The organism is Streptomyces sp. NPDC060035 (assembly GCF_042736635.1).
Lineage (GTDB): Bacteria > Actinomycetota > Actinomycetes > Streptomycetales > Streptomycetaceae > Streptomyces.
In genome coordinates this window covers 1-14,769 of record NZ_JBHWVO010000040.1, presented here as the reverse complement: position 1 = coordinate 14,769, position 14,769 = coordinate 1, and the positions used below count along the sequence as shown (strand labels likewise).

The following is a 14,769-nucleotide window of genomic DNA, read 5'->3' as shown; positions in this document are numbered from 1 at the left end:
ACTCAGTTGGGGTTGATGCCGTGGCTGCGGAGCCACGGCATCGGGTCGATCGCCGAGCCGCCGCCGGGCCGTACCTCGAAGTGCAGGTGCGGGCCGGTGGAGTTGCCCGAGTTCCCGGAGAACGCGATGACGTCGCCGGCCTTGACCGAGCCCGACCGGATCTTGGTGGTGCTGAGGTGGCAGTACCAGGTCTCGGTGCCGTCGGCCGCGGTGACGATGGCCATGTTCCCGTAGGCGCTGTTCCACTGGGTGCGCACGGTGCCGTCGGTTGCCGCCATCACGGAAGTGCCGTACGAGACGGGGAAGTCGATGCCCGTGTGGACGGACATCCAGTTCACGCCGGCCTGCCCGTAGTACGCGCTGAGGCCGTGCCGCTCGACCGGCAGGACGAATTTGGGACGCGCGGCCTCACGGCGGGCAGCCTCGTCCGCGCGCTTCTTCTTCTCGGCGGCCTGCCGCTCCTTCAGGTCGATGCGCTCCTGGGTGCGGCTGGCGCGGTCGGCGAAGTTCTCGGCGTCGGCGCTGAGGTTGGCGAGCTGGGTGTCCAGCTTGTTGTTGGCCGCGACGGGCTTGACGCTGCCGGGGTCGGCGGCGGCCACGGTCGTGGTGTCGTCCTTCTGCTCATCGGAGCCACCCACACCGCTGACGGAGGCGGCGGCGATGCCGGCGACACTCATGACGCATGCGGAGGGGACGGCAACGGTGAGCAGGGCGGAACGCTTGGCAGGGGTGCGGCGCCGGCCGCGGCTGCCGCCACCGCCGCGCGGGGCGGAACGGCCCGCGGGGCGCTGCGCGGTGGAGGCGCGGGCTGCGGGGACGTCGGCGGAATCCGCGGTGGCTTCGGCGGCCGGGTCGTGCGCGTCGGCTTCCGGGGCCCGGTCGGTGTCGGTGTCCGTGAACTCGGCAGCGTCCGCGTACTCCGCGGTCTCGGCGTACCCGGTGGTCTCCGCGTACCCGGTGGTCTCGGTTCCGGCGTCGTGGGCGCTGAACTCGGCAGCCTCGTAGGTCTCGTAGGGCGCGGACCGGTGTTCGTACGAGGGGTACGACGTCTGTTCGGGTGCGTACGCCGCGTTCTCGGGCGTGGCACCGGTGTTCCAGGCGGTGGCGTCGTACGCGCCGGTGTCGGCGGTTTCGTACGCGGCGGTCTCGTAACCGGTGGTCTCGAAGACCGGGGCCGTATAGGTGCCGGTGGCGTAGGCCGTGTCGCTGAACGGCGCGGTGGGGAAGGCACCGGTGTCGCTCGTCGCCCACTGGTCGGCCTGGCCCGTCCGGTCCCAGCCGGTGGTGTCCCACTGGCCCGTCGCCTCCGGGGCGCCCGCCTGCGTGGGAATCCCGCCGTCGGGCAGCCAGGTGGCGGTGGTGTCGTACGTCTGCTGGGCCGGATGGGCCTGGGCGCCGTAGGCGTCGTACGAGGCCTGCTGATGTGCGCCGGTGTCCCACTGCGTGGCGTCGTACGGGACGCTGTGGTTCTGCGGCTCAGCCGGATACGCGTTTCCGTAGCCGCCGTAGGTGCCGTCGTACGCAGTCGTATAACTGCTGTCGTACGTCTCGTGACTGCCGTCGTGTTGACCGGGGAGAGTCCCGAAGAGCGGGTCCGTGTCGAAGTTGCCGTTGGAATGGCTGTCGTACCCGACGTACCCGGCGTGGGGGTGCTGGTCGTTCACCAACTTCTCTCTCGCCTCGGCAGCAGGACCTGTTCCGGGGTCCGGTGGGGGGATCCCAGGGTGAGCAGTGGCCGCGACTGTACCCGGCGGTACGCGACGACGACAATCTTCGACAGGTTCCGTCTGCTCAGGAAACGGGCAATCGGCCGCCTTTCGGTGGACTGCGGAAGCAGCCTTGGCTCTATGTTCGAAATTTGTTCTATTCGTCAGGCGACTGAAACGGCTCCCTGGGTGCTGATGACCGCGTCGTCGGACTCGAGTGCTTGACGGATCGCGGCCGCGACGGCGGGATGCACCGGCAGTGCAAGATGGCCGATTCCGGTCACGCGCACGTTCTGGGCGTCGAGGTCGGGATGGTCGATGCAGGCCGTCTCGACAGGGAGCATGACCCGGTCCAGCTCGCTCCAGAAACTGATGAACCGGGTTCGGCAGCCCGGAGCCGGCCGGCGCAGCTCCTCGATCAGGGGGGAGTCGCTGCGCATCTGGCGCACGATCGGGTGCGCACCGGCGAGCGGGGCGGCGGCCGTGCCGCTGTGGGGCGTGCCGAGGGTGACCAGGGTGCGTACCCGTCGGTCACCGCCCAGCCGCTGTACGTAGTACCGCGCGATCAGGCCACCGAGGCTGTGCCCGACGATGTCGATCTCCGGGTGTCCGGTGCGGACGCAGATCTCCTCGACATGTCGGTCCAGCAGCTCCGCCGCCGTTCGGATGTCGCAGGTCAGGGGCGAGTAGTTGAGCGATTCCAGATGACGCCAGCCGTGCCGGGCAAGGGAGCGGCGGAGCAGGACGAAGACGGAGCGGTTGTCGATGAAGCCGTGCAGGAGGACGACGGGCGGCCGGTCGAGGGCCTGGGCCGGGAGGGCGGTGGTGCCGGCCGCCGCAAGGGTGGCGTCGGGGGTGCCCGGGTGGCCGGGGGGCCGCCGGCCATGGCCGGATTCGGGGCCGGGTTCGCGTCCGGGGACGGTCCCGTGTCCCGGCCCGGGCTCGTGATCCGGTCCGTGCCCGGGTGCGGGAGGAGCGGTGGGGGGCCGGCGCTCGGGGGTGATGCCGGTGGGATAGATGAGCAGGTGTCCGGCGAGGATCAACAGCTCCAGTGCGGTGGCTCTGATCAGCGCCGATGACAGCCGGCCCGGATACAGGTACGACTGGCGCAGCAGTAGGGGAAGGAAGGACAGGGCCTTCATGGCCGACCTCCTGCACTGGCACGCGGGGGAGGCGGCTCCCTGCCCCGTATGCCCTCACGGGGTGTCGCTGCGGAGGTGGCGACGGCCCTGGTCGACCGGGGGTCGCACCACCGTGCCGTGCGGCTGACGGCGCGGTGGTACGACGACCTCGTTGCGGCTCCCCTGTACGACGGTCCCTGCGCGGCGCGGGGGCCGTGCGATGCGGGGAGCGACGCTTGGCGAACATGTCCCAATGTGTGATTTCCCCCTCCCCGTCCACCGCGAAACGACGCCGTGCGGGATGCTGTGGATAACGTTCGTTCACATCCCCGGCCCTTCAGGCACGGGAGACGCATGTGGAGGCAGTGATGGGTGTGACCGGTCCGATCCGAGTGGTGGTGGCAAAGCCGGGCCTCGACGGCCACGACCGCGGGGCCAAGGTGATCGCGCGGGCGCTGCGGGATGCAGGTATGGAGGTCATCTACACCGGGCTCCACCAGACCCCCGAGCAGATCGTGGACACGGCGATCCAGGAGGATGCCGACGCGATCGGGCTGTCGATTCTCTCCGGTGCGCACAACACGCTCTTCGCGAAGGTCATCGCGCTGTTGAAGGAGCGCGAGGCGGAGGACATCAAGGTGTTCGGCGGCGGCATCATTCCCGAGGCGGACATCGCGCCGCTGAAGGAGCAGGGCGTCGCGGAGATCTTCACCCCGGGTGCGACGACGGCTTCGATCGTCGACTGGGTGAACACTCACGTCCGCCAGCCTGCGGAGGCCTGAGGACGCCCGCTCCAGGAGCCGGGCGCCGCGGCCGCCGGTACGCCCTGCCGCGCCCGCCCGGCGCTCAGTCCGTCGTGCCCTGCGCCAGCTCCGCGTCCATGGCCGCGCGCAGGCGCAGGGTCGAGACCAGCCTCCGGAACGCCTCCGACCAGTAGCCCCCTGCGCCGGGCGAGGCCCCTTCCGGCTCATCCGGCGTGGTGGTGAGCACCTCGAGCCGGTCCGCCTCGGCAGGGTCGAGACAGCGCTCGGCCAGACCCATCACCCCACTGAAGCTCCATGGATAGCTCCCGGCGTCCCGGGCGATGTCCAGTGCGTCGACCACCGAGCGGCCGAGCGGCTCGGCCCAGGGGACCGTGCAGACGCCGAGCAGTTGGAACGCCTCCGACAAGCCGTGCGCCGCGATGAAGCCGGCCACCCAGTCCGCCCGTTCGGCCGCGGGCAGGGTGGCGAGCAGCTTCGACCGCTCGGCCAGGGACGCCGTCCCGGGACCGTTCGCCGGGGGTGTCGAGGGGGTGCCCAGCAGTGCGCGCGCCCAGTCCGGATCCCGCTGCCGTACGGCTGCCCGGCACCAGGCCGCGTGCAGCTCCGCGCCCCAGCCGTCGGCGACGGGCAGTGCGACCACCTCCTGGGCGGTACGGCCGCCGAACCTCTCCCGCCAGACGGCGAGCGGAGTCGCCTCCACCAGCTGCCCGAGCCACCAGGACCGTTCGCCCCGGCCCGACGGGGGCCCGGGCACCACTCCGTCGCGTTGCATGTCGGCGTCGCACTCGTGCGGGGCCTCCACCGCTATGGCCCCTTCACCGCCCGTACGGTCCGGGTTCACGCAGGAGGTGGCGCGGGCCGCCATCCGCCGGGCGAGCGCCGAATCCGGCAGAGCCGAGAGCAGTTCGGCGGCGGTGGAGCGGACGTTGCGGCTGCGGTCGGACAGCGCCTCCTCCAGGAATGTCTCGTCGGCGGCCGACAGACCGGTCCGCAGGGAGTCGAGGAACATCAGCCGGTCCTCGGCACGCTCCGTGGACCAGGTGGTGGCGAGCAGGGCACGCGCAGCGGTGGCATCCTGCGCCCGTACGGCTCCGAGCAGCGCGACCCGCTCCGCGAACAGGCCCTCCTCCCAGAGCCGGTGCACGGCCTCCGGGTTCTCGGTGGCCGGCAGGCGGGAGCGGTTCGTGGACGCGCGGAGCGCGAATTTCCACTCCGGATTCAGAGCGGCCAGCCAGAGCCCGCGCGGCCCCGCGAACGCCAGCGCGTGCGGCCGCAGGTCCGTACGCGCCCGGGCCGCGTCCAGCAGCGCGGGCAGCAGCTCCGCCGGGGCGCGGAATCCGAGGGCACCCGCGGAGGCCAGCCACTGGGGGATGAGCTCGGTGAGATCGGGGGCAGCCCCCCGGCGCCCGCCGCCGGAGGGCGCGGAACGGTCGGCGAGCAACTGGGCGAGCCGACGCCGCGCCGCCGCCGGAAGCGGCGGGCGGGGGTCGGGGGGCGCCGCCTCCGGCACGGTGGCCGCGGCGCCGGGCAGCAGCGCGGCCCGGCGCCGCACGGTGTGGAGCGCCGCGGCATCCAGCAGCGCTGCCGGGCCGTCCGCCGGTCCGCTTCCCGTGGGGGGCGGGCGCCGGTCGGTGCCGAGCAACGCCGAGGTGACGAGCTCCTCCCAGGGGGCGTTCACAGGCGCGCCGGTCGTTGTCGTTGCGGACATCGGGTCCCCTCCGGTTGTCACGAGGCAGAGAGTCGGTGAGTCACGTATCAGGAGCCAGGAAGCCGGGGGTTGCGGGTGTGGAGGGTCTCCGGTGTGTCAGACGAGCGCCACGGTCGCACCCGCGCTGTCGTCGGGGGCCTTGGCCCACCAGGCGGCCAGCGGGTCGAAACCGCGGTGGCCGCACTCCCCGAACACCGTCACGGGACCGCCTCCGGAGAGCGCGACGAGCTTCCACAGGCCCGGTCGGGAGAGCGCGGACGGGGCGATCGGCAGGGCGGATCCGTCTGCTGCGCCCACCAGTTGCCAGCCGTCCCCGGACGGCACGGGTATGACGTCGCGGAGGGTGGCCGGCCAGGAATCCAGCCAGGGATCGTCCAGCAGGGCGTGCCCGTACGCGGTGACGGCGTCGGCCGTGGTGCCGCCGGTCGGCGGGGATGCCGTGGCGACGGGTGTGCCGAACTGCGTCCCCAGCTCCCCCCGTAGCCGCCCGCCGCCCGGATACGGCGTGACCTCGGCGTCGATCGTCACACCCACCGGTAGCGCCTGTCCGGGGGAGCGTCCCGCTGCCCCGAAGGAGAGCAGCAGGGCTGTGCGCCCCGACTCCTGTCCGTACAGCCAGATACGACGGGTGACGATCTTGCCGTCCGGAGTGTCGTACTGAGCGAGGACCAGCCACCGGTCGCGGACCGCAGGGCCCTCGGCCGGGGCCGTCAGCCCCACCCTCGTGCGGACCGTCGCGGCCAGTGGCCCGGGCAGCCGGTCCAGCCCGAGCCACGCCGTGTCCAGCAGGTGCAGCAGAGCGCACTCCTCGAGCAGTCGCACCGGCCATCCGGGGCCCGATGCCGGGATCGAACCCAACTCCCTTACACGGGCCGCGAGTCCAGGGGCCTGCGCGTCGACCATGCGGGCCGCGGTCTCCTCCCACAGCGCGTATCCCGACCGGTCGGCCGCCGCGAGGCCGCCGCGCAACAGATCGCCGAGACGCTGTTCGAGCTCCTGCGCGCCCCCTGTGATCCGCTCGGCCCGGCGGTCGGTGCGCCGCCTGGCCGCCTTCGGGTCGGCGAGACCTGCGGCCGGACCCTCGCCGCCGGTGGGCACCCCGGCCCGCCCGGCCGCACGCCTGTGCCGGCCTTCCAGCCACTGCCCGGCCCACTCGGGCGCCTCGCCCTCCTGCAGTGCCGCGTCGGCGGAAGCCCAGAGCAGCAGTAGCCCCAGCGCGTGTTTGCACGGGAACTTCCGGCTCGGACAACTGCATGTGTACGCCGGACCCGTGGTGTCGACCACCGTGCGGTACGGCTTGCTGCCGCTGCCCCTGCACAGCCCCCACACCGTCCCCGAACCGCCGCAGCCCGCTTCGGACCACGGGCGGGCCGAGCCGAGCCTGCTTCCAGCCTTGCGTGACGCATCGTCAGGAGCCAGGGCCAGTACCTGCTCCACCGTCCAGCGCGCCACCTGTTCGGTGGTGCGTGAGGGCTCTCCCCCGTGAGATAGCAGCATGGGAACGACGGTAGGGCGCCCCACTGACAATCGGCTCCGACCTGCGATTTCTGCTGGCACGACGCCACTTGACTCCGTGTCCGTCGTGCGCTTCTCTGCGAATGAGGGTGTTCGGCAACCACTCGGGGGATCCCTATGCATCGCACCACTCGCACTGCTCACCCCAGACGCATCCGTATCGGTCGGGCCGTCGTGTGCGCCGCCGTTGTCGGCGGTCTCGCACTCGGCCTCGGCGCCTGTTCCGAATCCGTGAACAGATCGGTCGACGAGGTCGTGGACGAGACCTACGAGGTGACCTACGAAGTCACCGGCACCACCGTCGACGAGATCCAGTTCCACGGTGGCGGGGGCACAGCCATGGAACCGAAGATCGAAAGCGTCAAGTCGCCCACGCTGCCGTGGAAGAAGACCGTCACGCTGCGGGGCATCATGCCGGCCGCCGTCATGCCGATCGCCCTGGACGAGGGCGCAGCCGACGTCGCCTGCACGATCACCCACAAGGGCAAGGTCATCGAGGAGGCGAAGGGCGAGGCGCTCCTGACGGGGGGCGGCTGCTTCGCGATCTCGCCGGTCACCGGCTGACCCACCCGGTTCGCTGTTCCGCGGGACCGGCAATCGGCCCGGGCCACGGGCCTGGGCACGACCCCGGCCCGTGGCCCCGGCCACGGGTCCGGGCCGCCTGGTCCTGGGCCTGGGTCGATTGTCAGTGGCATGGTGCACGGTGGAAACCACATCGGGTCGAACGATCTGGAGGGGGATCCATGACCGTGTCCGTACGCACCGCTGTCGCCGGCGGTGAGGCCGGCGGCGAGGTCCTGAGGCCGCACGCCGAGGACGCCTTCGCCGACGAGCTCAAGGCTCTCGCCGCTGCCGACGACCGGCCCAGACCCATCCGTTGGCGTCTGTCGCCGTGGGCCGTCGCCACCTATCTGCTCGGCGGGACGCTCCCGGACGGGACGGTGATCACGCCGAAGTACGTAGGCCCTCGCCGCCTCGTCGAAGTCGCAGTGACCACGCTCGCCACCGACCGTGCGCTGCTGCTCCTGGGTGTGCCGGGCACCGCCAAGACCTGGGTGTCCGAGCATCTCGCCGCGGCGGTCAGCGGAGACTCCACGCTGCTCGTCCAGGGCACGGCAGGGACACCGGAGGAAGCCGTCCGCTACGGCTGGAACTACGCGCAGTTGCTCGCGCACGGCCCCAGTCGCGACGCGCTGGTGCCGAGCCCGCTCATGCGGGCCATGTCCGACGGAATGACCGCCCGGGTCGAGGAGCTGACCCGCATCCCGGCCGATGTGCAGGACGCGCTCATCACGATTCTCTCGGAGAAGACACTCCCCGTTCCCGAGCTGGGACAGGAGGTCCAGGCGGTCCGCGGGTTCAACCTCATCGCCACGGCCAACGACCGCGACCGCGGAGTCAACGAGCTCTCCAGCGCCCTGCGCCGCCGGTTCAACACCGTGGTGCTGCCCCTGCCGGCGACACCCGAGGCCGAAGTGGACATCGTTTCCAGGCGCGTCGACCAGATCGGGCGCTCGCTCGACCTGCCCGCCGCTCCCGACGGCATGGTCGAGATCAGGCGCGTCGTCACGGTCTTCCGGGAGTTGCGCGACGGCGTCACCACGGACGGCCGCACCAAGCTCAAGTCCCCGTCGGGGACGCTTTCCACGGCAGAGGCCATCTCCGTCGTCACCAACGGGCTCGCGCTCGCCGCCCACTTCGGTGACGGCGTCCTGCGGCCCGGCGACGTCGCGGCCGGCATCCTCGGTGCGGTCGTCCGGGATCCCGCGGCGGACCGTGTGGTCTGGCAGGAGTATCTGGAGACCGTGGTCCGGGAGCGGGACGGCTGGAAGGACTTCTACCGCGCCTGCCGCGAGGTCTCCGCATGACGGCCGGGCTCCGTCCGGCGGACCAGGCACGGCCCGGCGGGCCGCTGCTGCTGGGGGTCCGCCATCACGGACCCGGATCGGCCCGAGCGGTCCTGGCCGCCCTGGATTCCGTACAGCCGCGTGCCGTGCTCATCGAAGGGCCGCCCGAGGGCGACGCGTTGCTTCCGCTTGCCGCCGACGAGCAGATGCGGCCGCCGGTCGCGCTGCTCGCCCACGCCGTGGACGATCCGGGGCGTGCCGCGTTCTGGCCGCTGGCCGAGTTCTCACCCGAGTGGGTCGCGATCCGTTGGGCGCTGGCGCACGAGGTCCCGGTGCGCTTCGTGGACCTGCCCGCCGCGCATTCCCTGGCCATGACGGAGCAGACGGAACAGGCGGAGAGCCGGCCGGACGACGCGCAGGTCATCGATCCGATCGGTGTCCTCGCGCGGACCGCGGGCTACGAAGACCCCGAGCGCTGGTGGGAGGACGTGGTCGAGCACCGTGCCACCGGAGCTGTGCCGGCCGACCCGCGGGCACCTTTCGAGGCACTCGCGGAGGCGATGACGGAACTGCGTGAGGCGTACGGGGACGGAGGGCACCCGCAGGACGCCGTCCGGGAGGCGCACATGCGCATTCAGCTGCGCACCGCCCGCAAGGAGTTCGGGGACGACATCGCCGTCGTCTGCGGTGCCTGGCATGTCCCCGCGCTCGCCGCGAGGACGACACTCGCCGCCGACAGAGCGCTCCTCAAGGGGATTCCCAAGGTCAGGACCGAGCTGACGTGGGTGCCGTGGACGCACCGCAGACTCGCCCGTCACAGCGGTTACGGCGCCGGGATCGACTCGCCCGGCTGGTACGGACATCTGTTCGGCGCGCCCGACCGGCCCATCGAGCGTTGGATGACGAAGGTCGCCGGACTCCTGCGCGACGAGGACAGATTCGTCTCCTCCGCCCATGTCATCGAGGCCGTCCGGCTCGCCGGCACGCTGGCCGCCATGAGGGGCCGCCCGCTCGCCGGACTCGCCGAGGCCACCGACGCGGTCCGGGCCGTCATGTGCGAGGGGTCCGACGTGCCGCTCGCCCTCGTGCAGGACCGGCTGGTGGTCGGCGAGACCCTCGGCGAGGTACCGGACAGCGCCCCCGCCGTGCCCCTGCAGCGAGACCTGACGCGGCAGCAGCGCACCCTCCGGCTCAAACCGGAGGCGCAGGAGCGGGAGCTGGACCTCGATCTGCGCAAGGAGACCGACTCGGCCCGCAGCAGACTGCTGCACCGGCTGGGACTCCTCGGCGTCGGCTGGGGCGATACCGCCGCGGGCCCGGGGAGTACGGGGACGTTCCGGGAGAGCTGGCGGCTGCGCTGGGAGCCCGAGCTGTTCGTGCGGATCGCGGAGGCCGGGGTGTGGGGCACCACGGTGCTTTCCGCCGCGACCGCCCGAGCCGAATCGGATGCCGTCTCGGCGACCGCCCTCGCCGACGTCACCGCGCTCGCCGAGCGGTGCCTGCTGGCCGGCCTCCCCGATGCGCTGCCCGTCGTGATGAAGGTTCTCGCCGACCGTGCGGCCCTCGACACGGACGTGGGCCATCTCGCCGACGCGCTGCCGTCCCTGGCTCGTTCCCTCCGGTACGGGGACGTGCGGTCCACCGACACGGCCGCGCTGGGAGAGGTTGCCGTCGGCCTCGCCGAGCGGATCTGCGTGGGTCTGCCGCCCGCGTGCACCGGGCTCGACGCGGACGGTGCAGCGCAGCTGCACCGTCAAGTGGACGGTGTGCACACAGCGATCGGCCTGCTCGCCGGAGGAGCCGTACCCGCCCAGGGGCTGCGGGAGCGATGGGCCGGCGTTCTGCACAGGCTGTCCGCCAGGGACACGGTCGCGGGCGTGATCCGGGGACGGGCGACGCGATTGCTGCTCGATGACGGGCGGCTCGCCGAGGACGACGCGGCACGGCTGATGGGCCTGGCCCTCTCGCCCGGCACACCACCGGCCGACGCCGCCGCATGGGTCGAGGGCTTCGTCGGCGGGGCGGCGGGCGGCGGCATGCTGCTCGTCCATGACGAGCGGCTCCTCGGCCTCGTGGACGCCTGGCTGACCGGCGTACCGGCGGAGATGTTCACCGATGTACTGCCTCTGTTGCGCCGTACGTTCTCGGCCTACGAACCGGGTGTACGGCGCACCCTGGGCGAGCTCGTCCGCCGGGGCCCGGCCCCAGGGAGGGGGCACGGCGGCGCGGAGGCTGCCGTACCGGGCTTTGGCGCCGGACTCGATGCGGAGCGGGCGGACGCGGTCGTTCCGGTGCTCCGACTGCTGCTCGGAGCCGGAGCAGACCCCGGAGCCGGCCGAGGAGGAGAACGGGCGGCGACCGGATGACCACGTGCACAGCGAGGACCGGAGAAGTGGAGAGGGCGATGACAGCAGCTCCGGACGGCGGGGAGGAGCGGCTGCGCCGCTGGCGCATGGTGCTCGGTGCGGACAGCGCCGAGAGCACGGGATGCGTGCTCACCGGCCGCGATGTCGCGATGGACGGTGCGCTGACCGCGCTGTACGGCGGTGGGAAGAAGCCGGGCGGCCGGGGCGGCAGCGAGCGGTCCGCGGGGCTCGGGGCGTCCGCCCCTTCCGTGGCCCGCTGGCTCGGGGACATCCGCACCTATTTCCCGAGCTCCGTCGTCCAGATCATGCAGCGCGACGCGATCGATCGCCTCGGGCTGTCGGCCCTGCTCCTGGAGCCGGAGATGCTGGAGGCCGTCGAGCCCGACGTCCACCTCGTCGGCACGCTGCTCTCGCTCAACAAGGCCATGCCCGAGACGACGAAGGAGACGGCACGCGCCGTCGTCCGCAAGGTCGTCGAGGACCTGGAGAAGCGGCTGGCCACCCGTACCAGAGCGACGCTCACCGGGGCGCTGGACCGCTCGGCACGGATCAGCAGGCCGCGGCACCGGGACATCGACTGGGACCGCACCATCCGGGCCAACCTCAAGAACTACCTGCCGGAACACCGCACGATCGTTCCCGAGCGCCTCGTCGGACACGGGCGCGCGGCGCAGTCGGTGAAGAAGGACGTCATCCTCTGCATCGACCAGTCGGGGTCCATGGCGGCATCCGTCGTCCACGCCTCGGTCTTCGGAGCGGTGCTCGCTTCCATGCGCACTCTGGCGACCCGGCTCGTCGTGTTCGACACGGCCGTCGTCGACCTCACCGACCAGCTCGACGACCCGGTCGACGTCCTGTTCGGCGTACAGCTCGGTGGAGGTACGGACATCAACCGTGCGCTCGCCTACTGCCAGTCGAAGATCACCCGCCCCGCCGACACGGTCGTCGTGCTCATCAGCGATCTCTACGAGGGCGGCATCCGTGACGAGATGATCAAGCGGGTCGCCGCCATGAAGGCTTCCGGCGTGCAGTTCGTGACGCTCCTCGCGCTCTCGGACGAGGGCGCACCCGCCTACGACCGGGACCACGCGGCCGCGCTGGGGGCGCTCGGCGCACCGGCCTTCGCCTGCACACCGGATCTCTTTCCGGAGGTCATGGCCGCGGCCCTCGAGAAACGGCCCCTGCCGATACCGGACAGAGAGATCCCGGCGTGAGGGCTGCCGGGCGGACCGTGGGGGCTCCGGGGTGATCCGTCACCGCTCCGGAGTACCGGGCTCACCGGATGCGGATCCCCGCTCACCGGTCGGGCGATGCCCCGTGTACCCGGGTGGACATGCCGTTTTGTCCTTCACAACCCGGCCACCAGCGCGATCTGTGACTGTAATCACCGCTCAGGTGTGATCTGCAATTTAGGGTCCGGCGGAGCGCGGGGATAACCTGCCGGATGGACATGCCGCGTACCCGGACACCGTGTGCGCCTCCCTAGTGACTGCGCAGTCACGTTGCCCTTCGCGGCACGCCCACGCAGAAAACCAACCGCGAGACCACTAAAAGGGACGGACGCGCGTGGACCTGTTCGAGTACCAGGCGAGGGACCTCTTCGCCAAGCACGGTGTACCGGTGCTGGCCGGTGAAGTGATCGACACGCCTGAGGCAGCCCGCGAGGCGACCGAGCGGCTGGGCGGCAAGTCTGTCGTCAAGGCACAGGTGAAGGTCGGTGGCCGAGGCAAGGCCGGCGGCGTGAAGCTGGCGGCAGACCCGGATGAGGCGGTCGCTCGCGCGACCGACATCCTCGGCATGGACATCAAGGGCCACACGGTCCACAAGGTGATGATCGCCGAGCTGTCCCCGGAGATCGAGGCGGAGTACTACGTCTCGTACCTCCTCGACCGCACCAACCGCACCTTCCTCGCCATGGCGTCGGTGCAGGGCGGCATGGACATCGAGGAGGTCGCGGAGAAGACCCCCGAGGCCCTTGCGAAGGTCCCGGTCAACGCCGTCGACGGCGTGGGCATCGAGAAGGCCCGCGAGATCGTGGCCCAGGCGAACTTCCCGGCCGAGGTGGCCGAGGGTGTCGCCGAGGCCATGGTGACCCTGTGGGACACCTTCGTCGCCGAGGACGCGCTCCTCGTCGAGGTCAACCCGCTGGTGAAGACCAAGGACGGCCGCATCCTGGCGCTGGACGGCAAGGTGTCTCTCGACGAGAACGCCGACTTCCGCCAGCCCGGCCACGAGGCGCTCGAGGACAAGGCCGCGGCCAACCCGCTCGAGGCCGCCGCCAAGGTTAAGAACCTCAACTACGTCAAGCTCGAGGGCGAGGTCGGCATCATCGGTAACGGTGCCGGTCTGGTCATGTCGACCCTGGACGTCGTCGCGTACGCCGGTGAGAACCACGGCAACGTGAAGCCCGCCAACTTCCTCGACATCGGTGGCGGCGCCTCCGCAGAGGTCATGGCGAACGGCCTGGAGATCATCCTCGGCGACCCGGACGTCAAGTCCGTCTTCGTCAACGTCTTCGGTGGCATCACCGCGTGCGACGAGGTCGCCAACGGCATCGTCCAGGCGCTTGAGCTGCTCAAGTCCAAGGGCGAAGCGGTCACCAAGCCGCTCGTCGTGCGCCTCGACGGCAACAACGCGGAGCTGGGTCGCAAGATCCTCTCCGACGCCAACCACCCGCTCGTGCAGCGCGTGGACACCATGGACGGCGCGGCCGACAAGGCCGCCGAGCTCGCCGCGGCTGCGAAGTAAGGGACGAGGGACTCCAACACCATGGCTATCTTCCTCACCAAGGACAGCAAGGTCATCGTCCAGGGGATGACCGGCGCCACGGGCATGAAGCACACCAAGCTCATGCTGGCCGACGGCACCGACATCGTCGGCGGCGTGAACCCGCGCAAGGCCGGTACCTCCGTCGACTTCGACGGCACCGAGGTACCCGTCTTCGGTTCCGTCGCCGAGGCGATCGAGAAGACCGGCGCGGACGTATCGGTGCTCTTCGTGCCGCCGGCGTTCGCGAAGGCCGCTGTCGTCGAGGCGATCGACGCCGAGATTCCGCTGGCCGTCGTGATCACCGAGGGCATCGCTGTCCACGACTCGGCCGCCTTCTGGGCGTACGCCGGTTCGAAGGGCAACAAGACCCGGATCATCGGCCCGAACTGCCCCGGCCTGATCACCCCCGGTCAGTCCAACGCCGGCATCATCCCGGGTGACATCACCAAGCCCGGCCGCATCGGTCTCGTGTCGAAGTCCGGCACGCTGACCTACCAGATGATGTACGAGCTCCGTGACCTCGGCTTCTCGTCCGCCGTCGGTATCGGTGGCGACCCGATCATCGGTACGACGCACATCGACGCCCTCGCGGCGTTCGAGGCGGACCCCGAGACCGACCTCATCGTGATGATCGGCGAGATCGGCGGCGACGCCGAGGAGCGTGCGGCCGACTACATCGCGAAGAACGTCACGAAGCCGGTCGTCGGTTACGTCGCGGGCTTCACCGCCCCCGAGGGCAAGACCATGGGCCACGCGGGCGCCATCGTCTCCGGCTCCTCCGGTACCGCCCAGGCGAAGAAGGAGGCCCTCGAGGCCGCCGGCGTGAAGGTCGGCAAGACGCCGACCGAGACCGCCAAGCTGGCGCGCGAGATCCTCGGCGGCTGATCGCGCGTCGCGGCGGCCCGTCCGCCGCGGCATCGCATCACCGCAGCAACGGCTCGGGCCCGCACCCCTCCTGCGAGGGGCGCGGGCC

The 14,769-nt window shown here is 71.3% G+C and carries 11 protein-coding genes; 7 read left to right on the top strand and 4 right to left on the bottom strand.

The window, feature by feature from the left end:
- Positions 1 to 2: 2 nt before the first annotated feature.
- Together ACFWBQ_RS35350 and ACFWBQ_RS35345 are read right to left on the bottom strand one after the other, a co-directional pair.
- On the bottom strand, positions 3 to 1,664 hold the full coding sequence (locus tag ACFWBQ_RS35350) for a peptidoglycan DD-metalloendopeptidase family protein (RefSeq protein ID WP_385507091.1): 1,662 nt from the start codon (positions 1,662 to 1,664) through the stop codon (positions 3 to 5).
- 206 nt (positions 1,665 to 1,870) lie between these two features.
- The gene (locus ACFWBQ_RS35345; protein WP_385507089.1) at positions 1,871 to 2,848 is read right to left on the bottom strand and encodes an esterase/lipase family protein; all 978 of its coding nucleotides are present in this window, start codon (positions 2,846 to 2,848) and stop codon (positions 1,871 to 1,873) included.
- Between the two features lie 347 nt (positions 2,849 to 3,195).
- On the opposite strand from ACFWBQ_RS35345, the gene ACFWBQ_RS35340 reads away from it, so the two are divergent.
- The gene (locus ACFWBQ_RS35340; RefSeq protein WP_385507087.1) at positions 3,196 to 3,609 is read left to right on the top strand and encodes a cobalamin B12-binding domain-containing protein; all 414 of its coding nucleotides are present in this window, start codon (positions 3,196 to 3,198) and stop codon (positions 3,607 to 3,609) included.
- Between the two features lie 64 nt (positions 3,610 to 3,673).
- On the opposite strand, the gene ACFWBQ_RS35335 is transcribed toward ACFWBQ_RS35340, so the two are convergent.
- A complete protein-coding gene (locus ACFWBQ_RS35335) occupies positions 3,674 to 5,299 on the bottom strand; it encodes a DUF5691 domain-containing protein (protein WP_385507085.1) in 1,626 nt (541 codons plus the stop codon).
- Positions 5,300 to 5,395: 96 nt separating this feature from the next.
- Positions 5,396 to 6,796 carry an SWIM zinc finger family protein gene (locus tag ACFWBQ_RS35330; protein WP_385507081.1) on the bottom strand — a complete coding sequence of 467 codons (1,401 nt, stop codon included), beginning with the start codon at positions 6,794 to 6,796 and terminating at the stop codon, positions 5,396 to 5,398.
- A gap of 135 nt (positions 6,797 to 6,931) precedes the next feature.
- On the opposite strand from ACFWBQ_RS35330, the gene ACFWBQ_RS35325 reads away from it, so the two are divergent.
- The 6 genes from ACFWBQ_RS35325 to sucD all read left to right on the top strand — a co-directional run bounded on the left by ACFWBQ_RS35325 (position 6,932) and on the right by sucD (position 14,681).
- Positions 6,932 to 7,378: a hypothetical protein gene (locus ACFWBQ_RS35325; protein WP_385507078.1), complete on the top strand. Its 447-nt coding sequence runs from the start codon at positions 6,932 to 6,934 to the stop codon at positions 7,376 to 7,378.
- Positions 7,379 to 7,557: 179 nt separating this feature from the next.
- Entirely contained in the window at positions 7,558 to 8,682 is a 1,125-nt protein-coding gene (locus ACFWBQ_RS35320) for an AAA family ATPase (RefSeq protein ID WP_385507076.1), read from the top strand.
- Positions 8,679 to 11,027, top strand: coding sequence for a DUF5682 family protein (locus tag ACFWBQ_RS35315; protein WP_385507074.1), 2,349 nt, complete (start codon positions 8,679 to 8,681; stop codon positions 11,025 to 11,027). Before ACFWBQ_RS35320 ends, ACFWBQ_RS35315 begins: the two co-directional genes overlap by 4 nt.
- A 38-nt stretch (positions 11,028 to 11,065) precedes the next feature.
- Positions 11,066 to 12,241: a VWA domain-containing protein gene (locus ACFWBQ_RS35310; RefSeq protein WP_385507072.1), complete on the top strand. Its 1,176-nt coding sequence runs from the start codon at positions 11,066 to 11,068 to the stop codon at positions 12,239 to 12,241.
- 352 nt (positions 12,242 to 12,593) lie between these two features.
- Positions 12,594 to 13,775, top strand: coding sequence for an ADP-forming succinate--CoA ligase subunit beta (gene sucC, locus ACFWBQ_RS35305; protein ID WP_385507070.1), 1,182 nt, complete (start codon positions 12,594 to 12,596; stop codon positions 13,773 to 13,775).
- Between the two features lie 21 nt (positions 13,776 to 13,796).
- Positions 13,797 to 14,681: a succinate--CoA ligase subunit alpha gene (sucD, locus tag ACFWBQ_RS35300; protein WP_385507068.1), complete on the top strand. Its 885-nt coding sequence runs from the start codon at positions 13,797 to 13,799 to the stop codon at positions 14,679 to 14,681.
- Positions 14,682 to 14,769 lie beyond the last annotated feature (88 nt).